The sequence below is a fragment of the Arthrobacter sp. B0316-5-4 genome (assembly GCF_059090325.1).
Genome location: NZ_JBNHFN010000002.1, coordinates 596,475 through 616,730 on the forward strand (window position 1 = coordinate 596,475; position 20,256 = coordinate 616,730).

The 20,256-nt window shown below is 61.8% G+C and carries 21 protein-coding genes; 11 read left to right on the forward strand and 10 right to left on the reverse strand.

Annotated elements, in window-relative coordinates; genetic code table 11:
* Positions 1-24: 24 nt before the first annotated feature.
* On the reverse strand, positions 25-681 hold the full coding sequence (locus AC5RU9_RS07070; RefSeq protein ID WP_494015876.1) for a peptide deformylase: 657 nt from the start codon (positions 679-681) through the stop codon (positions 25-27).
* A 50-nt stretch (positions 682-731) separates the two neighbouring features.
* Between AC5RU9_RS07070 and AC5RU9_RS07075 the strand changes: the two genes are divergently transcribed.
* Positions 732-1,139 (forward strand): nuclear transport factor 2 family protein, encoded by a 408-nt coding sequence (locus AC5RU9_RS07075; protein WP_494015877.1) that lies wholly within the window; start codon positions 732-734, stop codon positions 1,137-1,139.
* Here AC5RU9_RS07075 and AC5RU9_RS07080 read toward each other — a convergent pair whose 3' ends face one another.
* From AC5RU9_RS07080 to AC5RU9_RS07090, 3 genes are read right to left on the reverse strand one after another with little or no spacing between them, the layout of a single operon-like run.
* A complete protein-coding gene (locus AC5RU9_RS07080) occupies positions 1,140-2,273 on the reverse strand; it encodes an FAD-dependent oxidoreductase (protein ID WP_494015878.1) in 1,134 nt (377 codons plus the stop codon).
* On the reverse strand, positions 2,266-3,021 hold the full coding sequence (locus AC5RU9_RS07085; RefSeq protein WP_494015879.1) for a class I SAM-dependent methyltransferase: 756 nt from the start codon (positions 3,019-3,021) through the stop codon (positions 2,266-2,268). The genes AC5RU9_RS07080 and AC5RU9_RS07085 overlap by 8 nt, the downstream gene beginning before the upstream one ends.
* Positions 3,018-4,154: a type III polyketide synthase gene (locus AC5RU9_RS07090; protein ID WP_494015880.1), complete on the reverse strand. Its 1,137-nt coding sequence runs from the start codon at positions 4,152-4,154 to the stop codon at positions 3,018-3,020. Before AC5RU9_RS07090 ends, AC5RU9_RS07085 begins: the two co-directional genes overlap by 4 nt.
* Before the next feature lie 130 nt (positions 4,155-4,284).
* Between AC5RU9_RS07090 and AC5RU9_RS07095 the strand changes: the two genes are divergently transcribed.
* A complete protein-coding gene (locus AC5RU9_RS07095; RefSeq protein ID WP_494015881.1) occupies positions 4,285-6,678 on the forward strand; it encodes an ATP-binding cassette domain-containing protein in 2,394 nt (797 codons plus the stop codon).
* A 32-nt stretch (positions 6,679-6,710) separates the two neighbouring features.
* Here AC5RU9_RS07095 and AC5RU9_RS07100 read toward each other — a convergent pair whose 3' ends face one another.
* The gene (locus tag AC5RU9_RS07100) at positions 6,711-7,931 is read right to left on the reverse strand and encodes an FAD-dependent oxidoreductase (protein WP_494015882.1); all 1,221 of its coding nucleotides are present in this window, start codon (positions 7,929-7,931) and stop codon (positions 6,711-6,713) included.
* Positions 7,932-8,035: 104 nt separating this feature from the next.
* Here AC5RU9_RS07100 and AC5RU9_RS07105 point away from each other — a divergent pair, with 104 nt between their 5' ends.
* Both AC5RU9_RS07105 and AC5RU9_RS07110 read left to right on the forward strand, forming a co-directional pair.
* Positions 8,036-8,530, forward strand: a complete 495-nt coding sequence (locus AC5RU9_RS07105) for a MarR family winged helix-turn-helix transcriptional regulator (protein ID WP_494015883.1) — start codon at positions 8,036-8,038, stop codon at positions 8,528-8,530.
* 130 nt (positions 8,531-8,660) lie between these two features.
* Complete coding sequence (locus AC5RU9_RS07110) at positions 8,661-9,074, forward strand: DUF6924 domain-containing protein (RefSeq protein WP_494015884.1); 414 nt, start codon at positions 8,661-8,663, stop codon at positions 9,072-9,074.
* Here AC5RU9_RS07110 and AC5RU9_RS07115 read toward each other — a convergent pair.
* A complete protein-coding gene (locus AC5RU9_RS07115; RefSeq protein ID WP_494015885.1) occupies positions 9,058-10,527 on the reverse strand; it encodes a site-specific integrase in 1,470 nt (489 codons plus the stop codon). The two genes, AC5RU9_RS07110 and AC5RU9_RS07115, sit on opposite strands and share 17 nt — an antisense overlap.
* Before the next feature lie 316 nt (positions 10,528-10,843).
* A complete protein-coding gene (locus AC5RU9_RS07120) occupies positions 10,844-11,659 on the reverse strand; it encodes an RNA polymerase sigma factor (protein ID WP_494015886.1) in 816 nt (271 codons plus the stop codon).
* A 93-nt stretch (positions 11,660-11,752) separates the two neighbouring features.
* On the opposite strand from AC5RU9_RS07120, the gene AC5RU9_RS07125 reads away from it, so the two are divergent.
* The gene (locus tag AC5RU9_RS07125; RefSeq protein WP_494015887.1) at positions 11,753-12,736 is read left to right on the forward strand and encodes an Lrp/AsnC family transcriptional regulator; all 984 of its coding nucleotides are present in this window, start codon (positions 11,753-11,755) and stop codon (positions 12,734-12,736) included.
* A gap of 64 nt (positions 12,737-12,800) precedes the next feature.
* Here AC5RU9_RS07125 and AC5RU9_RS07130 read toward each other — a convergent pair whose 3' ends face one another.
* Both AC5RU9_RS07130 and AC5RU9_RS07135 read right to left on the reverse strand, forming a co-directional pair.
* A complete protein-coding gene (locus AC5RU9_RS07130) occupies positions 12,801-13,229 on the reverse strand; it encodes a VOC family protein (protein WP_494015888.1) in 429 nt (142 codons plus the stop codon).
* A 91-nt stretch (positions 13,230-13,320) separates the two neighbouring features.
* On the reverse strand, positions 13,321-13,776 hold the full coding sequence (locus AC5RU9_RS07135; RefSeq protein ID WP_494015889.1) for a VOC family protein: 456 nt from the start codon (positions 13,774-13,776) through the stop codon (positions 13,321-13,323).
* Positions 13,777-13,902: 126 nt separating this feature from the next.
* Here AC5RU9_RS07135 and AC5RU9_RS07140 point away from each other — a divergent pair, with 126 nt between their 5' ends.
* Positions 13,903-14,292, forward strand: coding sequence for a DUF3054 domain-containing protein (locus AC5RU9_RS07140; RefSeq protein ID WP_494015890.1), 390 nt, complete (start codon positions 13,903-13,905; stop codon positions 14,290-14,292).
* Between the two features lie 72 nt (positions 14,293-14,364).
* Positions 14,365-14,643 (forward strand): Lrp/AsnC family transcriptional regulator, encoded by a 279-nt coding sequence (locus AC5RU9_RS07145; protein ID WP_211712356.1) that lies wholly within the window; start codon positions 14,365-14,367, stop codon positions 14,641-14,643.
* 18 nt (positions 14,644-14,661) lie between these two features.
* Here AC5RU9_RS07145 and trpD read toward each other — a convergent pair whose 3' ends face one another.
* Positions 14,662-15,720: an anthranilate phosphoribosyltransferase gene (trpD, locus tag AC5RU9_RS07150; RefSeq protein WP_494015891.1), complete on the reverse strand. Its 1,059-nt coding sequence runs from the start codon at positions 15,718-15,720 to the stop codon at positions 14,662-14,664.
* A gap of 148 nt (positions 15,721-15,868) precedes the next feature.
* On the opposite strand from trpD, the gene ctaE reads away from it, so the two are divergent.
* From ctaE to qcrB, 4 genes are all read left to right on the forward strand, one after another.
* Entirely contained in the window at positions 15,869-16,507 is a 639-nt protein-coding gene (gene ctaE / locus AC5RU9_RS07155; protein WP_144648327.1) for an aa3-type cytochrome oxidase subunit III, read from the forward strand.
* An 89-nt stretch (positions 16,508-16,596) separates the two neighbouring features.
* Complete coding sequence (gene qcrC, locus AC5RU9_RS07160; RefSeq protein ID WP_211712353.1) at positions 16,597-17,385, forward strand: cytochrome bc1 complex diheme cytochrome c subunit; 789 nt, start codon at positions 16,597-16,599, stop codon at positions 17,383-17,385.
* A 95-nt stretch (positions 17,386-17,480) separates the two neighbouring features.
* Positions 17,481-18,551: a cytochrome bc1 complex Rieske iron-sulfur subunit gene (qcrA, locus tag AC5RU9_RS07165; protein WP_211712352.1), complete on the forward strand. Its 1,071-nt coding sequence runs from the start codon at positions 17,481-17,483 to the stop codon at positions 18,549-18,551.
* Positions 18,529-20,202 carry a cytochrome bc1 complex cytochrome b subunit gene (qcrB, locus tag AC5RU9_RS07170; protein WP_211712351.1) on the forward strand — a complete coding sequence of 558 codons (1,674 nt, stop codon included), beginning with the start codon at positions 18,529-18,531 and terminating at the stop codon, positions 20,200-20,202. The genes qcrA and qcrB overlap by 23 nt, the downstream gene beginning before the upstream one ends.
* The last annotated feature ends 54 nt before the right edge of the window (positions 20,203-20,256 follow it).

Genomic DNA, 20,256 nt, shown 5'->3' on the forward strand with positions numbered 1-20,256 from the left:
GCGGTGAAAGCAAGGAGCCACCAACTAGGGCTGGAAACCGAGGGTCCTGCGCGCGTCATCGATATCCGGGGCGGCCCACCTCGCTGACAGTGACCGTATCTCGGCCCGGTCCAGGTAAAGGGTTCCATGGAGGTGGTCTGTTTCATGTTGCACGATGCGGGCCTGCCAGCCGGAGAACCACTCTTCCACGGGCTCGCCGGTCGTATCGGTGTACCGCAACTCGACGTTGCGATGGCGTTTCACGACAGCCTGGTATCCGGCGACAGAAAGGCACCCCTCGAAGAACGAGGCCGTCTCCAATCCCAGGGGCTTGTACGTCGGGTTGATGATGGCGAAGAACTCCAGCTGCTCCCGGTGCCGCACAGCTGCTGACGCCGGATCAACCTCGTATTTGTCCTCAAGGACGGCCAGTTGAAGGGGGATGCCCAACTGCGGAGCAGCCAAGCCCACGCCCGGTGCATCATGCATGACCTCACGCATCCGATCAACCAGTGCCAGCAACTCAACGTCGTCTATCTGGCCATCAAAGGGGGCCGCAACATGACGCAGGACAGGATGACCCGCCTGGACAATTGTCGGAAGCCCCTCTGCGTCAAGCAGCCTTCGGACGGCATCCCTGATCTGCGTGGGGTTGAAGTCGGTGGCGGGGCTGGGTGCCTCGGGATGAGGTTGATGCGTCATGCCTTGAGCCTAACGCGGAGGTGTCCGCGACGGTGGGCTAGGCTCGACGGATGAGCCATTCCACCCCTTTGGACCATGTACTTGGGTTCGTTAGAACCGTTGAAGCCGGCGGCGGGGCTGCTGAACTGCGGCCGTTCCTCTCCGAGGATTTCACGCTCACCGAGTGGCCACACGCACTGTCCAAATCAGGTTCCACCCGCAACCTCGCCGAGACGCTGTCCGGGGCGGACCACAGCAAGGACATCGTTGAGAAGCAAACCTTCGAAGTAGTCCGGACTACCTGCCAGGGTGACCGTGTAGTGCTCGAAATGAATTGGTCGGCCACACTGCTTCTTGACCTTCCCCACTGGGATCGCGGCGACACCATCCGGGCCCGCAGCACCGCCGTCTTCGAGCTCCGCGACGGGCTCATCATCAGCCAGGACACCTACGACTGCTACTACACGGCTCCAGGATAATCAGCGCATGGTGAAGCGCCGCTCCACCAGCGCTGCCACAGCAGGAAGCTCCAAGGCCGCGGCAAAAAGCCTGTTTCGGGTGTCCATGACGGCCGGCGGCAGCGGCCTGCCCAGCGCCATGTTCAAACCCGCCTGCCGCGAAGCCCGTATCGCTGTCCTGCGCCTGGTCACCTCAAACCGTGCAAGCTGTCGCCCAACGTCGTTCCCCATGAGGGAAGCGTGCATTATTGGCGCGAGTTCCGCCGCGTCCAGCCATCCCAGGTTCATGCCCTGCCCGCCAATCGGACTGATTTCATGGGCGGCGTCACCAAGCAAAACCACCCGTCCGTGAACCATCCTCCTCGCCAGGCGCGAACGCACCTCGAAGGCGCTGATCATGGTGTTGCTGGTCGCGTCAAGCACCTCGCCCGTCCGGGCCCCCACCAGCCCAGCCAGCCCGGCCGCCGTCGTGCCTTGATCCGGTTCACCCAACCGCACCACCCACCTGCGCACCCCGCCCGGCAGCGGAAACGACTCCACAATCCCGTCGGGTTCCAAGTACAGCACCGCATCGGAGCCATGGCCGGTGGCGTCGGTGAAGTCGCCCATGATGTAGCTGTCCGGGTAGCTGCGCGCCGGCAGTTGCGGCAGGATCTGCCGGCGAACCGTTGAATGCGCGCCGTCTGCGGCCACCACCAAGCGGGCCGTAAACTCTTCGCCTCCGCCCGGTACAGCCGCCGCCACCCTAACGGCTCCTGAAGGCTCCTCAACGAGGCGCGTGACCTCCGCCCCGCGGATAATGGCTCCCGGATCGAGCCGCAACACAGCCTCCTCCAGGACCCTTTCGGTGACGGTCTGCGGTACGGCGAGGATAAACGGAAAGTCGGGATCGCCGGAGAACGGCAGCTCGGCTACACGCTTTCCGCGGCTGTAGGCGAGTCCACGGCGGATGTGAACGCCAGCCGATGTCAGTTCAGCCGCCACTCCTGCGCGCGCCAGCTGGCCCAGCGCCGGGGGGTGGATGCCGATGGCGCGGGACCGATGGCACCGGGCGGGCCGCCGTTCCAGGATCCGGACCGTGTGGCCCTGTTGCAGCAACAACGCACCCATGAACAAGCCCACGGGTCCGGCGCCCACCACCACAACGTCAAGCATCTTCCTCCTCCGGGCCGGTCCCTTTGGCTTTGTGGGCACCATGCAAGTGTTGCGACTCGTAGACGAGGAGGCTGTGCCACGGTCCGTTCGCTTCCACCGTCCAATTGCCGGGAACGGCTGCCCTCAGTTCTGCACGCGTATAGCTGCGCTTGATGGACACCAAGCCGTCCCCGCAGATGTAGGAGCCGAGGCCCAGAGGCCAAAAACCCGCCATGAACAGCAGGTAGGAGATATTGCTGCGCAGGAGATCGTTGTGGAGGACGAGTCGCCGGCTCAGGAGCTCTGAGTCCCGCAGCACTCCGGCGAGCTGACCGGCGTCGAGGTGGTGGAGGATGTGGTTGGAAATCACGACGTCGAATGTCCGGTCCTCGGATACCAGCTGGGAGCTGTGCGCGCGCCGGTAGGTGACACCCGCGACGTGGGGCGCATTTTGTGCAAAGTCGTACGCCCTGGGGTCCGGGTCGATCGCCGTGATCTCAAGCCTGAACCCATCGCGGTGCGCCCATCGCACCAGGCTCCGGGCCACGTCGCCGCTGCCGCAGCCCACGTCCAGCAATGACACCGGATCCGAACCGGACATCAGGGGCCGGATGCGTTGCTCATAGGTGCGGCGCCACCCGGACAAGAGACTGTTGACCACCGGAAAGCGGGCGTAGGTCCGGGTCAGGCGCACGGGATCGCAGTCCGGCCGGTCCATTTCCTCTACGGCGTGCAGGTCCCTGTGCTTGAGGGAACCCCACGGCCTCACAGCGTGGGGGAGACCAACGTGAAGAGGCCTGTCTCCACCGTCAGGCCGGGACCAAACGCCATGGAGCAGATACGTTCCTCGCGTTCGGCCGCATCACGCTCCAGCATGTACTTCAGGACGAACAGAACGGTGGCGCTGCTCATATTGCCATACTCCCGCAGCGTCTCACGGGCCGGGACCAACTGTTCCTCGGTGAGTTCGAGCTTGGACTCCACTTTGTCCAGGATGCTGCGTCCGCCGGGGTGAATGGCCCAGTGCGTTATGTCGCGATACGGCAGGCCGGCCAGCTGCGGTTCCTTGGCCAGGAGTGGCTCCAAGGCTCCCGTGATGTGTTCCTCGATGATGTGGGGAACATAGGAACCCAGCACCATTTCGAACCCTTCATCGCCGATGTTCCAGGCCATCGCTTCCTCGCCCACCGGGGTGAGGACCGTCTCAAAGTGGTCCAGCCGAATGACAGGATCCGGCCCTTCCGGTTCACGGGCCGTGACGATGGCAGCGGCCGCTCCATCACCAAAAATGGCCGACCCCATAATCGTGTCGGGATCATTGGAGGTCCTTACGTGCAGCGAACAGAGTTCCACGCAGATCACCAGGACCACAGCCTCCGGATCGGCCTGGCAGAATTGCTTTGCCGCCTTGAGCGCCGGAAACGCGGCGTAACAGCCCATGAAGCCCAGGTGATAGCGCTGTACCGATGGGCTCAGGCCCAATGCCCGGACCACTTTGTAGTCCGGTCCAGGGTTGAAGAACCCCGTGCAGGAAACCGTGATGACGTGGGTGATGTCGTCCAGGTCAATGCCGGCTGCCTGGGCTACCGCCGTCTTGCCGGCTTCCACGAAGAGCTTGGTGGCCTCCGTGGCGAAGATCTCGTTGCGGACCTTGGTGCTGGGGCTCAGCACCCTGTTGGTTTCCGGATCGAAGAACCTGGGATTCTCGGGATGGGCGTCAAGGCTCAGTTCTTCCACGGCCGTGTACCGGGTGTCGATCGCGGCGGAGTCAAAGCAAGTGGAGACGAGCCGTGTTCCCAGCCGGGTCAAGCCCGGTTGGGACGCAAAAACTTCCCGTGCTTGTTGCTGGATCAGGATAGTTGGCGGAACTGCGGTTTCTAGGGACCTCACATATACCGGCATGCTCCATTCTTAGCGAGTAAACCGTGGAAGACAATGGCAGAATCGAAGCTACTGGCCGAGGCTGGCCAGTGAGAGCCAGGGGCGCCAACGGGGGACTGTTGGGCAACGCCGCCTAACAGATGGAGAAATCATGAGTATTGCCACGGGCACGCACACATCATCTCCCGCGTCGCACGTCGCCGACACCCACGATCTGATCAGGGTCCAGGGTGCACGTGAGAACAACCTGAAGGACGTCACCATCGAGATCCCGAAGCGCAGGCTCACGGTCTTCACAGGTGTCTCCGGCTCCGGAAAGAGTTCGCTCGTCTTCGCAACCATCGCCGCAGAGTCCCAGCGAATGATCAACGAGACGTACAGTGCCTTCGTGCAGGGCTTCATGCCGTCCTTGGCGCGGCCCGACGTCGATATGCTCGAAGGCCTCACGACGGCGATCATTGTCGACCAGGAACGGATGGGTTCCAATCCGCGGTCCACAGTCGGCACGGCCACTGATGCCAATGCAATGCTCAGAATCCTCTTCAGCCGCCTCGGCCACCCGCACATTGGTTCGCCCAACGCCTACTCCTTCAACGTCCCAACGGTGAAAGCCAGTGGCGCCATCACCGTGGAGCGCGGCGAAGGCAGGACCAAGACGGAAAAGGCCACCTTCAACCGGCTGGGTGGAATGTGTTCCCGCTGCGAAGGCATGGGGTCGGTCAACGATTTCGACCTGACGGCCCTGTATGACGAGACCAAGTCACTCAGCGAAGGCGCGCTCACCATCCCGGGTTACACCATGGACGGTTGGTACGGACGCATCTTCAGCGGTTCGGGCTTCTTCAACATGGACAAGCCGATCGCCAAGTTCACCAAAAAAGAACTCCACGACCTCCTTTACCGCGAACCCACAAAAATCAAGGTTGAGGGAATCAACCTCACCTACGAAGGCGTGATCCCCAAGATCCAGAAGTCGATGCTCAGCAAGGACGTCGACGCCCTGCAACCGCACATCCGCGCCTTTGTTGAACGGGCCATTACCTTCACCACCTGCCCCGAGTGTGACGGCACCCGGCTCAGCCCCGAGGCCAGGTCGTCGAAGATCAAGGGCAAGAGCATCGCGGATGTTTGCACCATGCAGATCAGTGATCTCGCTGACTGGATCCGGGGCATCGACGAGCCCTCCGTTGCGCCGCTGCTGAAGGGCCTCCAGCACCTCCTGGACTCCTTCGCCGAAATCGGCCTTGGCTATCTCTCCTTGGATCGCCCGGCCGGCACCCTGTCCGGGGGCGAGGCGCAGCGGACCAAGATGATCCGCCATCTGGGATCCTCCCTGACGGACATCACCTACGTTTTTGACGAACCAACAATCGGTTTGCACCCTCACGACATTGAGCGAATGAACCAACTCCTGCTGCAATTACGGGACAAGGGCAACACCGTTCTTGTTGTGGAGCACAAGCCCGAAACCATCGCCATTGCCGACCACGTGGTCGATCTCGGACCGGGTGCAGGCAGCGGTGGCGGCTCCGTCTGCTTTGAAGGCGACGTTGAGGGCTTGCGGGGGAGCGACACGATCACGGGTCGCCACCTCGATGACCGGGCTACCATCAAGGCCTCCGTTCGTCCCGCATCCGGCAAGCTCGAGGTCCGCGGCGCGTCCACCAACAACCTCAAAAATGTCGACGTCGATATCCCCTTGGGTGTCCTCTGCGTCCTGACCGGCGTGGCTGGTTCGGGCAAAAGCTCGCTGATCCATGGCTCAGTTGCCTCGCGTGACGGCGTCGTGGTGATCGACCAGGGCGCCATCCGGGGTTCACGCCGAAGCAACCCGGCCACGTACACCGGCCTGTTGGAGCCGATTCGAAAAGCATTCGGAAAAGCGAACGGTGTGAAGCCGGCGCTCTTCAGTTCCAACTCCGAAGGCGCATGCCCTACGTGCAACGGTGCCGGCGTGATCTATACCGACCTTGGCGTCATGGCTACTGTCGAGTCGACATGCGAGGAATGCGACGGGAAGCGCTTCCAGGCAGCCGTCCTCGAATACACCCTCGGTGAGCGCAATATTGCAGAAGTGCTTGCAATGTCCGTCGTGGATGCCGAACGCTTCTTCGCCGAGGGTGACGCCCGCACTCCCGCCGCCCACAAAATCCTCAACCGCCTGGCCGACGTCGGACTCGGTTACCTGACACTCGGGCAGCCGCTCACTACGTTGTCCGGCGGTGAGCGCCAGCGGCTCAAGCTGGCCACCCAGATGTCCGAGAAGGGCGACATCTACATCCTTGACGAGCCAACCACCGGCCTGCACCTGGCCGATGTTCAGAACCTCCTTGGCATGCTTGACCGCCTGGTCGAGTCCGGCAAATCGGTCATTGTTATCGAACACCACCAGGCCGTCATGGCACATGCTGACTGGATCATCGACCTTGGCCCGGGAGCAGGGCACGACGGCGGCAGGATCGTTTTCAACGGAACGCCGGCTGACCTTGTGGCCGCCAAGGAGACGCTGACGGGAAAGCACTTGGCTGCCTACGTGGGCGCTTGAGCTTTTCGTCAGTTCGCTGGTAGGTCCCTTCGTCAGGAGCCCACGGTGCTTGACGTGTCCCAGTCGATGTGGTGGTGGTACAGCCAGTCGAAATTGGCAGCGGACTTGCGCGAGAGCGCACGAAATACCAGCGGCAGGGCCAGGTCCTCAAACACCCGCTTGAATTGGCCCCTGATCTTCGGTGCTGCGTTCCGTCGCCCCCACTGGACCACCAGCTCCGCCCGGTTCCTGCGTTCGGCTTCGTAACGGGCCAGGGCTTCCGCTATTGACTCCGGCCCTGCGCCACGCAAGGCGCGCCCCAACGTAACGGCGTCCTCTATGGCCATGGACGCTCCTTGCCCGGAGGACGGCGATGCCGCGTGGGCGGCGTCTCCCACCAGGACCAGTCTTCCGCGCCACCAGCGGGGGATGCCCGGAAAGTCGGAGGTCCTATACGGCCGGATGACGTCCTCAGTCGCGGCAAGGATCGCAGCCATGGGCGTGCGATCCCGTTCCACGAGCTGCGTTAGCCACGCTTTGCGGGCCCTGGCATCCAAGGAGGCAGGATCTTCCGAGGACCGTTCCAGCGGGTTGGCGAACCACCACACCCTCCCGTCGGGATCCCGCATGTAGCAATAGAAACAGCGTTTTCCGAAAACCATCTTCATGCGGCCAACCTCCACATCGACCGTTCCCGGAGGGAGGACTCCGGCTGGCACGATGCCGCCGGTGTTGAGCAGCGGAATGTTCCTGGGCGCAGGGGAGGAGGGGTCGATGAGGTCCCTCACCTTCGAGTTGAGTCCATCGGCACCGATCAGGACGTCTCCGGTGGCTGAGGTTCCGTCGGCGAAAACTGCGGTCACGCCGTCGGGCCGTTCTTCCACCGCGGTGAGCCGTTTGCCGTACACGATGGCGATGCCACGTCGGCTGGCCTCTTCGCGGAACATGCCGTACAGCTCCGAGCGGGTCATGGTTCGGGCGGTGGTGCCGTCCGGCAAGGAGCCGCCATAGTCGAAGTCGATGAGGTGCTTCCCGTTGCTGCCCAGGTACATGGACATCTGGGGAGTGCTGAAACCCAAGCGACAGGCGGCGTCTTTGAGGCCAAGGGTTTCCAACGCGTCAAAGCCGTTGACGGCAACTGTGAGGAAGCCGCCAATACCGTCGGAGGGTGCGTCGTAGGCTTCAAGGATGACCGGCCGATGCCCGGCCTTCTGCAGTGCGATTCCGGAGGCCAACCCCGCGATCCCAGCCCCAATGACCAAACAGTTCATCATGTCCTGCTCCCATTTTATTTCGTTCGGACAAACGAAATATATAGCTGCAGGCGTGCAGAGCGCAATCCTTTCGGGAAAACGAAATAACTTGCTAGCCTCGTCCCATGGAATCCGAAGCCAGCCACAGCGCCAACCGGCAAGCCCTGATGGAGGCTGTTTTCACCTCCGGAAGAGAGCTATCGACGGCCGCCGTCATGTTCCACACCAAGCTGTCCGAGCTGCGCGGATTGTCCGCCACGGAGGGAAAAGCCATTGATATCCTGTTGCGCTTTGGGCCCATGACAGCAGGGGAATTCGGACAGCATTCAGGGTTGGCGCCTGCCTCGGTCACCGGCCTCATGCAGCGGCTCGAGGCCAAGGGAGTTGCCAGAAGGGTCCGGAGCGACGAGGACAAACGAAAGGTACTGATCGAGCTGATCGGTGACCAGGTCACCGCTGCGACACCGTATTTCGTCGACTTCATGGACGGACTCGGGCGACTGCTTGAGGGTTACAGCGACGACGAGCTGCGGATCATCGCTGACTACTCAACCAGAGCTGCGGAGATCCAGAAGAAAGCCGCGTCAGGCTTGGGCAATCCGGGAACTGCCGGGACCTAAGGGCGCCCACTTCCGTCTCTCGATATAAACTGGCATGCACGGGTATTCATGGTCCGGGAGTAGCACCCGGGCCCAAACAACATCGAGTCGTTTCTGGGACCGCCCCTGATTCGCATGGTTGGATAACGGCATGCCGATCCTTCCAAGCACAGAGAATTCACTTTTGGTCCGCACGAGCTACGCCGATGCCAAAGCTTGGGCCGATGCGCTGTCCGTTGTCCTGACTGAAAACGAAGACGGTTTCCGTGCCTACGTGGAAGTCGTTGACGATAATGCCTGGGAAGACGCTGATTGGGAGCAGGTCCGTCGTGCCGCACTTGCAACCGACGAACAAGCAGTCGTTCTTTTCATTATGGACAGTGCCGCTCTTGAACCGGACTATCCGGTGTTGGTAGTTGACTTGGCCGACTTGTCACATGAACCGTTCCGGTGCGTAGCCAGTGAACTTTGGGGAGTCGATAACAACTTGAACATCGCCAACATGGACTGGGAAGAGTTCGCCGACACGGCCGAGAGTGATGGGGTTTTTAGGGGTTTTGCCTGACAGCTCTTGCTGCAGCGATGTATTGGGCATAAGCGGAGGCCGAATCGGTGGCGTGGCGTTCGATGGTTGTGGGGGAGTAGCCGAGGGTTTCGGCGATGATGGCCACGGGTGCGAGTTTGGTGAGTTCGTGGAGGGTTCCGAGCCTCGCGGCGCGGGTGCTGAACAACTTGCTGAGGCGAGTTGTGAGGTGGCCTGGATGGATGTGTCGTCCGGGTGAGGCTCCGCGGAACACCCACTTGGTATTGGGGTGTGAGGCGGTCAGGTCGTGGCCAGGGTTTGCGGCGAGTTCTCGCCATGGTTGGGCCAGTGGATCCGGCAGGGCGATCTGGATTGTCCCGAGCTGGATGGTGACCATTTCTTCGGTGATGGTTACGTCGTTCCAGGTTAGCCGTGCGATGTTTTCGGCCTGTTGTCCGAAAACGAGGATGAGGATCGCGGCGGCTCTGTCACGCGTCTCTAGTCCGTCGGCGTCGATGACTCGTTTGAGAGCTTCGTCCTGTCCGGGCTTAGCGAGTCTCGGGCTGGTGCCGCGGCGGTGCGGAACGATGGTGAGCCCGGCTGGGGCGGCTTTGGTTTTGATGGCCCATTTGAGGAAGCGCTCGGCAATGCGGCGGGTTGTGGGCCCTTCTGCCTGCCATACGTCGAGGTGGGATTGCTGCAGCTCGGGCAGTTTGATGTTGTGGCCCGTGAGCCAGTTGAGGAGGTCGATGGCCATAGTGACTTCCTGTTTGGAGCGAAGGAAGGTGCCGCGGGTGACTTCGTCCATGAGGTTCATTCGTCGTTGGTGGTGCCAGCGGATGTAGCGGCGGATCGCGTCAAGGTTATGAGGGTCGCTGACGCGTTCGAGGGCTTGTGCGGCCCAGCTGTCGTAGCGCATCCGGAGTTCGTCGCGTTGGGGGAGCACCCCGTGTTCTGTGAGGAGTCCGCGGACGTATTGGCGGGTGCGTGAGTCGGGTAATTGGTCGAAAATTTCGTGGGTGATCTTTGGTGCGACTGCGAGGTTGCGAAGGAACGCGGTGACGTGCTTTTGGCGGATCCAGGTCATGCCGCTGTTGGCCCGTTTCATCGACTTCAGCGCTGCCGCCAGCGGGATCAGATCGTTGGCGATGGCTCCCGTGGCCGGGTCGGTGAGCAGGTCCTCTACGACATTGCCGAGGGCGCAGGTCCAGCAGCGCCCGCCGCTGTGAAGTTCGTCTTCGGCTCCGCAGCTCACGCAGTCGATGTTGAGTTGGATGCCTGAGCATCGACGGCAGGCGGGTTGGTTATCAATAATTCCGGGCAGGACGCCTTCGTGTCCGCAAGCACAGATTCCTCGGGTGCGTTTGGCTTGCTGGTAGCAGTAGCCGCAGACTCCGCCGTCCGGCCACCGCGCGACGGTTTGGTGGTGCTGGCCGCAGCGGTTGCAGGGGACCGGCCAGCGGATCGGGTCCTCTGCTTTGCGTGGCCTACTCACCGTCCTCGGGCGTGACGAGGCGGATGCGCTTGGCGATCGGGTTACCTGGTTGGATTCCGAGGTCTTCGCTGCGCTGCGGTGCGTTGGCTGTCGCCGCGGCACGCATCTCAACGAACGGTTCGAACAGGTCGTTCGGCGCCGTAGTGGATCAAATCCAGATGACGCGCGCTTGATCATGAAGGTATGCAACACTGCTTCTGACCTGCGGAAACGCTGAATTCTTCAGGAGACGGGAGTTCTCGCAGCTACTTCTACTCCCGTGCTTTTAGTGCCGATAATCTACATTATGTAAAGTAAAGCGAAAGCGGGGCTCCCCTCAGGCCCCCGTCATACCCGCATTGGTTTCCTTGAGATCCTGAACTGCCTCATGACAACGGCGGCACACAGCCACATGGTGATCAACCCGTTGCCGTGCGGCCTTGCGGACAGCGTTCCTGACGAATTTGCCCAAATGCCGGGAGAAGTCAATGCATGGATCGTCGGGCGCCACGGTCACATGTTCTTGGAGATACGCCTGGCGGAGCCCTTCACGTGCCCGGATGAGCAACGAAGAAACCCCGTTGGCGCTCAGTTCCATTACCCGCGCCGTTGCCGCCGGCTTCAGGCCTTCGACCTCCACGCACCAGAGAACGGCCTGCCAGCGCACCGGCAACGAATGGAAGGCCCTCATCAGCGTCGTGGATTCGAAAGCCCTGATGGACGAGTCCTCGTTGAGGACCAGGGAGTCCATGGCACTGCCATATCCCAGGGTTGCGCGACGCCGGCCCTGCACGTTGCGCCGGTGCGCGATGCGCCTGACAGCTGTCGTCAGATACGCCTGAAAGGACTCCTGCGGTCCGCCGCCTTTGGCCATCGACGCCAGCACCGAGCTGAAGGCTTCCGCGACGACATCGTCCGGGTCATTGCCCGCGTCGGACTCCGCCCTGGCCACGTATCCTGCCACAGCGGAGTGGCGTCGGTACAGTTCGGCGAACGCGGAAAGGTCACCCTGGCGTACAGCGCCCACCAGCAGGGCGTCGGTTCGGCTCCCATCGGACGGTTCCCCAAGCCCACCTCTCCCCCGCCCACGGCGGGCGTTGGAGGCATGATCCCGCGCTGCGGTGCTGGCTGGTTCGGCAAGATAAGTGGACATGGGGAGGCCTTTCAGGTGGGGCGGCCCCAAACCTAGGCAATGAGTGGTTGAATACACTCAAAACGCAGGTTTTTTGCTGAAAGAGCAGGAAAAATGCAGGAATATTATCTCGATGAGCGGGATCTCCGGCTTCTCCACGCCCTGCAGATTCGTCCTCGTGCACCGTGGGCTGCTTTGGCTCCGATAGTGGGCGCCGACGCCGTGACACTGGCCAGGCGTTGGGGTGCACTGGAGGAAGCCGGTCTGGCCTGGGTCACGTCGTATCGCGGGCCCGGGGCGAAATACACTGGCGCCATCATCGAGATTGCCTGCGCACCGGCGAGCATTGCTCCGGCCACTGCGGACCTCGCAGACGATGAGGAGGTCCTTTCCATTGACCAGACGGCTGGCGGACGGGACCTCGTCCTCACTCTGCTATGCCAGTCGGATGCTGACCTGGGCCGTTTCGTCCTCGACAGGCTCCCGGCTGTGGCAGGCATAACAAGTACCCGCACGCACCGTGGCATCAGGTTGCTCGCGGACGCGCAGCAATGGAGGCTGCGTTCGCTGCAGGAACGGGAAATCACCCAACTCGAGCTCGCACTCCCCCAGCCAGCTGCCGCCCAGCGGGGTGTGCCGTCGGAAGTGGAAAATGAGGTTGCCGCCATCCTGCGCGACGATGGCCGGGCTTCCGTCGCCCACATCTCCCAGCAGGCTGGCATCAGCCCTGTTCGGGCGAAGAAGGCCCTGTCAACGATTCTTGCTGAAAGACGCCTCATTGTGCGTCTGGAGGTGGCCCGTGCCTACGCGCCGTGGCCCGTATCCGTGTGGTACTTTCTGCGCGTTCCCGTCACCCAGGTTGAAGCAGTCGCCGGACGGCTCGTGGGCCTCCAAGAGGTCCGGTTCGTGGCCACCACGGGTGGACTCTACTCCATATTGATGATGGTCTGGCTGCGCCGTATCGAAGATATGACCGTGCTGGAACGGCAGCTCGGTGAAAGGCTTCCTTTCGCCGAGATCATGGACCGTTCAATTGTGTTGCGCACGCCCAAACATATGGGCAAGCGACTTTCCGCGGACGGTAGGCGGATCGGCTGAAGCAGTCGCCCGGATGCCCCGCCGGGACCCGGGCGGGGCATCCATCGATGGCGGTCGCGTAGGGCTACTGCTGCTGCTGGTCTCCTGCGATATTGACCAACCAGTTGATACCGAACTTGTCTACGCACATGCCAAAAGTGTCGTCCCAGGGCGCCGATTCGAGCGGAACAGTGACCGTACCGCCGTCGACGAGCTTGTCCCAGAAGCCCCGCAACTCGGCTTCGTCCGACGCTTCACCACTGAGCGACACAGAGATATTGTCGCCTGGGTTGTACTCCATTCCGTTCGGAGTGTCAGCCGCCATGAGAGTCAGCCCACCCGGGGTGACCAGCATGGCGTGCATGACCTTTTCGGATTCTGCAGGATCCTGACTCCCCTGCATGTCACCGAAAGTGCTGATGTTCAACTCTCCGCCGAAGACGGATTCGTAAAACGTGATTGCGTCCCGGGCATTGTCCCGGAACGAGATATACGGGTTGAGGCGCGTTGTCATCGGTCAGTTCTCCTCATGGTTGCCAGGTGCGTGAATACGTCACCGTGCGGCCATGCTAGCAGCGCTTCCAGCGCCTGTCCCCCATGGTTCCTCACCCGCCGTCGTAAGCTTTCTGGAGGACGTTGATATCGAGTTTGCGCATCTTCAACATCGCTTCCATGGCGCGCTGGGAACCTTCCCGGTCCGGTCCGTTCAACAGCCCGGCCATCGCGGTGGGAACAACTTGCCACGACAGGCCAAACCGATCCTTAAGCCAGCCGCACTGGCTCTCCTCTCCCCCGGACAGCAAGGCATCCCAGTAGCGGTCCACCTCCTCCTGGGAGTCGCAATGGACCACCATGGAAACCGCCTCGTTGAACCTGAACATGGGTCCGCCGTTGAGGCCCATGAACTGCCTGCCCTCGATCTCGAATTCAACGGTGAGCGCCTTGCCGCCAGGCCCGGGCGTGGCCGGCCCCATCGATGAGTTGTCAAAGGTCGATGTGTAGAACTGTGCCGCCTCCTCAGCCTGGCCGTCGAACCACAAACACGTGGAAATCTTCTGCATCTGCCACCCCTCCAAGGAACCCGGGAACTCCTTGTCCCCTGTCCGAGGCTAATGCCAGGGCTTTCACCACCACAATGACCGGGCGCGACTTCTCGCCTGATGGCAATGCCCGCTACTGTCAGAGGCATGTCTTCCCCAGTCAAACTGTGGCTCCCTGCTGCAATCGCAGATGTTTTGTTGATTCTTGTGTTCGCTGCCATAGGTCGCGACGCGCACGCCCGTGGCGATATTGTCACCGGGGCCTTCACGACGGCGTGGCCCTTCCTTGCCGGGGCCGCGGTCGCATGGTTGGTCCTGCGGGCCTGGCGGGCCCCTCTCTCCATATGGCCTGCCGGAGTGGGCATCTGGTTGGGCACGGTAGTGGTGGGAATGCTGCTGAGGGCCGCCACCGGGCAGACAGTCGTACTGCCCTTCATACTGGTAGCCCTGATCAGCCTCGCCATCTTCCTGCTGGGATACCGGGCCCTGGTGGCCTTGCTGATGCGCGTGGTGCGCAAGCGGCACAGCCGGGTGTGATCCAGCCTCGGACATGGTGGATGCACTAGGCTGGAAAGCGTCCGCAATGATGCTTTTCCGGAAGGGCCCCACGTGATCACCGCTTTCGTCCTGATCAAGACCGACGCCTCGCGCATCCCGGAGACGGCCGAGCAAATCTCCGCCATCCAAGGCATCAGCGAGGTCTACTCAGTGACGGGCGAATGGGACCTGATCGCGGTCGCCAGGGTAACAAAGCATGAAGAGCTCGCCGATGTCATCGCCGACAGGCTGTCAAAGGTTGATTCCGTGGTCCACACCACCACCCACATTGCGTTCCGCGCCTACTCGCAGCACGACCTCGATGCGGCATTCGCACTCGGCTTCGAATAAACGACGCCGAATCCGTCATCAGCTCTGGCTGAGCGCAGTCCACTTCTCCAGGACGGCGGCCGCTTTACCCGAATCAACAGATTCTGCTGCCCGCGCGAAAGCGGCACGCATGCGCTCCACCAGGCCGCCGTCAGCCTGAAGGTCAAAGGACACCAGCCCCGCTGCCGCGTTCAAGAGAACGGCGTCCCGCACGGGACCGCCCTTACCTTCAAGGACCTCCCGGACCACGGCAGCGTTGGCGGCGGCGTCGCCACCCCTAAGGTCGGCAACTGTGGACGGACCTATACCCAGGTCCGCAGGAGTGAACACCTGCTCGGTGACAGCTCCATCCCTGATCTCCCAGACCGTCGACGGCCCCGTGGGTGTGAGTTCATCCAAGCCGTCGTCACCCCTGAACACCAGCCCGCGGCTACCACGCCGGGCCAGTACGCCAGCCACCAACGGGGCCATTCGGGCGTTCGCCACGCCAACAGCTGATGCCTGCACATGGGCGGGGTTGGTCATCGGCCCCAGGAAATTGAAGGCCGTTGGAACGGCCAGCTCCCGCCTGGGAACGGCGGTGTGCCGGAAGGACGGGTGGAAGACCTGGGCAAAACAGAAAGTGATTCCCGCCTCTTCGGCGTTCCTGGCGACCTGCTCAATCGAAAGATCCAGGCGTACGCCCAACGCTTCCAGGACATCGGCTGAACCTGACGTCGACGATGCCGCCCGGTTACCGTGCTTGACCACCTTGGCCCCCGCGCCGGCAGCAACTAGAGCGGCCATGGTGGAAATATTCACCGTGTTGAGGCGGTCTCCTCCCGTGCCAACGATGTCCAGCTTCTCCCCGGAGATGTCTATGGGGTTGGCGTGCTGGACCATGGCTTCGACAAGGCCGGCCAACTCTTCGACAGTCTCGCCCTTGGCGCGAAGCGCCACGAGGAAGCCGGCAATCTGGGAAGGCGTGGCTTCACCGGACATGATCGTGTTCATGGCCCACTCAGTGTTGGCCACCGCAAGGTCGTCGCCGTTGATCAGTGCTGAGATGAGCCCTGGCCAGGTATTGCTGGCTGCAGGTGCCGATGCCGGAGAAGTCACTCCCTGATGCTATCGAGCCAGCCACGCCGATGACCAATGTGAACCGGGCCGGGAACTTTTCCGCGCGATTTCGCGTCTTTGTAGAAAAAGTCTCCCGAATCGGTGGTTTGCATTGGGAACTCTGGACTTTTACAGACATAATGTCCTTGTGACATCTGCGACCCATGCCCCCAGTACCCCGGCGCACCCGACGCTGAACCGCCCCAACTTGGTTTCTGTTGGAACCGTAGTTTGGCTGTCCAGTGAGTTGATGTTCTTCGCCGGCCTCTTTGCCATGTACTTCACCCTGCGCTCCACATCCGGAACGATGTGGGCCGAGGAGACGGCCAAGCTCAACTTCCCGTTTGCGCTCGTCAACACCATCGTCCTTGTGGCAAGTTCCTTTACTTGCCAGATGGGCGTCTTTGCCGCCGAGCGGCTGGAGCCCCGCCGGACCGGCAGGCCGCTGCAGTTCACCCGCTGGGGCATGACTGAATGGTTTGTCCTCACGTTCATCATGGGTGCCTTCTTCGTAGCCGGCCAGACCACGGAATACGCCATGCTCGTCTCCGAGCACGTTTCCCTGTCGTCCAACGCCTACGGTTCCGCCTTCTACATGACCACCGGCTTCCACGGCCTCCACGTCATCGGCGGTTTGATCGCGTTCCTGTTCATCATTGGGCGCGCCTTTGCAGCCAAGAAGTTCGGACACTTCGAAGCGACGTCGGCAATCGTCACCTCTTACTACTGGCACTTCGTCGACGTAGTGTGGATCGGCCTCTTCCTGGTCATCTACGTCCTCAAGTAAGCCCCAGCTTTGACTCTTTTTCTACAAGAGGCAGAATTTAAAGAAGCGGCTCCCGGAGCCGACGCAGGATCGAAAAAAGGAACCACCACGTGAAGGCACTCTCGCAGAAGCGACGTCACCCACTGGCAGCCATAGCGCTGCTGTTGATGGGCCTCCTCCTCACTGGTGGGCTCTACGCCGTTGCCACAACCGTCAACCAGGCCAAGGCCGACACCACTAGCTACAGCGCCAGTGACGTAGAAGAAGGCGGCAAGCTTTTCGCCGCCAACTGCGCCACCTGCCACGGCATGGGTGCAAGTGGAACCAACGACGGCCCCTCGCTGGTCGGCGTGGGTGCTGCTGCTGTTGACTTCCAGGTTGGTACCGGTCGTATGCCCATGCAGATGAGCGGCCCCCAGGCCCAGAAGAAGCCCGCCCAGTTCAACGAGGAACAGACCAAGCAGCTCGCTGCTTACGTTGCCTCCCTCGGTGCAGGTCCGGCCATTCCCGAGGAAAAGCTCCTCGACGGAAAGGGAGACGCAGCCAAGGGCGGCGAGCTCTTCCGAGTCAACTGCGCGATGTGCCACAACGCTGCAGCCGCTGGCGGCGCGTTGACCCGCGGCAAGTTCGCTCCCGGCTTGGCAGGTGTCAGCGAAGCTCACATCTACGAAGCCATGGCCACGGGTCCGCAGAACATGCCCGTCTTCAACGATTCGAACATCACGCCTGAAGACAAGCGCGACATCATCACCTTCCTGAAGACGATCGAAGCCAACGGTTCGCCCGGTGGAGCCGAGCTTGGTTCCCTTGGACCGGTATCCGAAGGCCTCTTCGTATGGGTTGCCGGCCTGGGTGTCATCATCGCCTTCACCATCTGGTTGACGTCGCGTACGTCCTAGCCTGCAGGCAAAAAACTTCTGCTGCACCGTCAGCAGTTTGAAACTGAAAATAACTCGGCCCCGGCCGAGACAACGAGAGAAGGATGAGGCGAATTATGGGCAACCATAGTGACGGCAGTCCGAACCACTCGGGCACCGTAGCTACGGCTGGTCAGAATGAGGTGGAGAAGTTCCAGGATCCTGGACTTCCTCCGCATCGTTTGCGCCTGGCTGACACGGACCCGGTAGCCGCAAAGCGCGCCGAGCGTCAGGTAGCCATTCTGTTTGGCACCTCCGTCATCGGTACGTTGGTCTTCCTGGTGGCGTACTTCGCCATTGATTTGGGCGACGACACCACCATTGCGACCATCCGCACCCAAAACCTCCTTCTGGGCCTGGGTACGGCATTTGCCATGCTGGGTATCGGAACGGGCATCGTGCACTGGGCCAAGGCCCTGATGCCCGATCATGAAGTGTCGGAAGAGCGCCACGCCATCCGCACCGAGGAAGACCGCCAGGCTGCGGTCCGTATCGTCGACGACATCGTCGAGGAGACGGGCATCAAGCGCCGCCCGCTGATCCGCAACACCCTCCTTGGTGCCGTTGCACTGGCTCCGCTGCCGGCCCTCGCTATCTTCGGCGACCTGGGTCCGCGACCGGACAAAGCCCTTGCACACACCATGTGGGCGCCTGACGGCGACAAGCTGAAGCGCCTGACCCGGGACCCCGATGGCACTCCCATCAAGGCGTCCGATGTGACCATTGGTTCGGCATTCCACGTGATTCCCGAGGGACTCAACGAGCTGCACGAAGGCAAGTTGAACGAAAAGGCAAAGGCAGTTGTCCTGCTGATGCGCCTCGACCCGAACTCGTTGAACCCCTCCGAGGGCCGCGAAAACTGGAGCTACAACGGCATCGTTGCCTACTCCAAGATCTGCACGCACGTTGGTTGCCCGGTTGCTCTGTACGAGCAGCAGACGCACCACCTCCTGTGCCCCTGCCACCAGTCCACGTTCGACCTTACGCAGGAATGCAAGGTCATCTTCGGGCCGGCAAGCCGTCCGCTCCCCCAGCTGCCCATCGCAGTTGACGCAGAGGGCTACCTCGTCGCCACCAGCGACTTCAGAGAACCTGTAGGACCGAGTTACTGGGAGCGTGACGAGCATGAGCGCCTCATCAACAGCTGAAGCCCCCTTCGTTCCGAAAACCAAGGTTGGTAGTTTCACCAACTTCGTTGACGAGCGCGTAGGCGGCTCCGGCATCCTGCGTGAGTTCGGCCGGAAGGTCTTCCCCGACCACTGGTCGTTCATGTTTGGCGAGGTGGCGCTGTACTCCTTCGTCATCCTGCTGATGTCGGGAACCTTCCTGACGTTCTTCTTCGACCCGTCCATGGCGGAAACCCACTACCAGGGTTCGTACACACCGCTGTACAACGTCGAAATGTCAGTGGCTTACAACTCCTCGCTGAACATCTCCTTCGATGTCCGCGGCGGACTGTTCATGCGCCAGGTACACCACTGGGCCGCCCTGCTGTTCGTGGCCTCCCTGGGCGTTCACATGCTGCGCGTCTTCTTTACGGGCGCGTTCCGCAAGCCCCGCGAAATGAACTGGGTAGTGGGCGGCGTCCTGCTGATCCTGGCCATGGCCGCCGGCTTCACCGGATACTCCCTCCCCGATGACCTGCTGTCCGGTAACGGCCTGCGCATCATCGACGGCGTGATCAAGTCCATCCCGGTGATCGGTACCTACATCTCGTTCTTCCTCTTCGGTGGGGAATTCCCGGGAACGGCCATCATCGGCCGCCTTTACGTCCTGCACATCCTGCTGGTGCCGGCACTCATCCTCCTGATGATCGTCATCCACCTCTTCATGGTGGTCGTGCACAAGCACACCCAGTACCCTGGTCCCGGCCGCAACGACGGCAACGTCGTTGGCTACCCCCTCGGTCCGGTATACGCAGCCAAGGCCGGTGGATTCTTCTTCATCGTCTTCGGCGTCCTGGCCCTGATGGCTGCAGCGTTCACGATCAACCCGATCTGGAACTACGGCCCCTACGATCCCTCCCCCGTCTCGGCTGGTACACAGCCTGACTGGTACATCGGCTTCGTGGATGGCGCACTGCGTCTTATGCCGGGTGTCGTCAACAACTTCCACTTCGAGTGGATCATCCTCGGCCACACCCTGACGCTGAACGTCCTGCTCCCGGCGCTCGTTCCCGCAGGCATCATCTTCACGGTCCTGTTTACCTACCCGTGGATCGAACGCTGGGTCACCAAGGACAACCGGGAACACCACGTTCTCGACCGTCCCCGTAACGCTCCAACACGTACCGCCATCGGCGTTGCAGGCTTCACCTGGTACTGCGTTATGTGGGCAGCTGCTGGTTCCGACCTCATTGCAACGCACTTCCACGTGTCGTTGAACGACGTCACGTACTGGCTCCGCACGCTGTTCTTCATTGGCCCGATCATCGCTTTCATCGTGACCAAGAGGATCGCGTTGGCCCTCCAGCGCAAGGACCGCGAGATCGCACTCCATGGCCGCGAAACCGGCCGTATTGTGCGCCTCCCGCACGGTGAGTTCATCGAGGTTCACGCCCCACTGGACGAGTACAAGCGGTACAAGCTGGTGGGCTTCGAGTCACCTGCTCCGCTGCCGGCCCAGCCGAACGAACACGGTGTTGTCACCCGCAAGGAGAAGCGCCGTGCGGCACTCTCCAAGTGGTTCTTCGAGGATCGCGTTGCACCTGCAACACCCGCGGAACTGGAAGCAGCACATGCTCATGGCCACCATGAAGCAATCACCTCCGGTGAAGACCAGAAGAGCCTGAGCCACTAGCGCCCAGTACCCTCTGTCAGATCACGCAAAAGCCCGGCTGGATTTCTCCAGCCG

Coding starts and splice junctions, on each gene's coding strand:
- AC5RU9_RS07095 (WP_494015881.1), top strand. CDS start 4,285: ATGAGTATTGCCACGGGCACGCACACATCATCTCCCGCGTCGCACGTC.
- AC5RU9_RS07130 (WP_494015888.1), bottom strand. CDS start 13,229: ATGACAACGCGCCTCAACCCGTATATCTCGTTCCGGGACAATGCCCGG.
- AC5RU9_RS07070 (WP_494015876.1), bottom strand. CDS start 681: ATGACGCATCAACCTCATCCCGAGGCACCCAGCCCCGCCACCGACTTC.
- AC5RU9_RS07140 (WP_494015890.1), top strand. CDS start 13,903: ATGTCTTCCCCAGTCAAACTGTGGCTCCCTGCTGCAATCGCAGATGTT.
- AC5RU9_RS07120 (WP_494015886.1), bottom strand. CDS start 11,659: ATGTCCACTTATCTTGCCGAACCAGCCAGCACCGCAGCGCGGGATCAT.
- AC5RU9_RS07135 (WP_494015889.1), bottom strand. CDS start 13,776: ATGCAGAAGATTTCCACGTGTTTGTGGTTCGACGGCCAGGCTGAGGAG.
- AC5RU9_RS07080 (WP_494015878.1), bottom strand. CDS start 2,273: ATGCTTGACGTTGTGGTGGTGGGCGCCGGACCCGTGGGCTTGTTCATG.
- AC5RU9_RS07105 (WP_494015883.1), top strand. CDS start 8,036: ATGGAATCCGAAGCCAGCCACAGCGCCAACCGGCAAGCCCTGATGGAG.
- AC5RU9_RS07075 (WP_494015877.1), top strand. CDS start 732: ATGAGCCATTCCACCCCTTTGGACCATGTACTTGGGTTCGTTAGAACC.
- AC5RU9_RS07110 (WP_494015884.1), top strand. CDS start 8,661: ATGCCGATCCTTCCAAGCACAGAGAATTCACTTTTGGTCCGCACGAGC.
- AC5RU9_RS07090 (WP_494015880.1), bottom strand. CDS start 4,154: ATGCCGGTATATGTGAGGTCCCTAGAAACCGCAGTTCCGCCAACTATC.
- qcrA (WP_211712352.1), top strand. CDS start 17,481: ATGGGCAACCATAGTGACGGCAGTCCGAACCACTCGGGCACCGTAGCT.
- qcrB (WP_211712351.1), top strand. CDS start 18,529: ATGAGCGCCTCATCAACAGCTGAAGCCCCCTTCGTTCCGAAAACCAAG.
- AC5RU9_RS07100 (WP_494015882.1), bottom strand. CDS start 7,931: ATGATGAACTGTTTGGTCATTGGGGCTGGGATCGCGGGGTTGGCCTCC.
- AC5RU9_RS07125 (WP_494015887.1), top strand. CDS start 11,753: ATGCAGGAATATTATCTCGATGAGCGGGATCTCCGGCTTCTCCACGCC.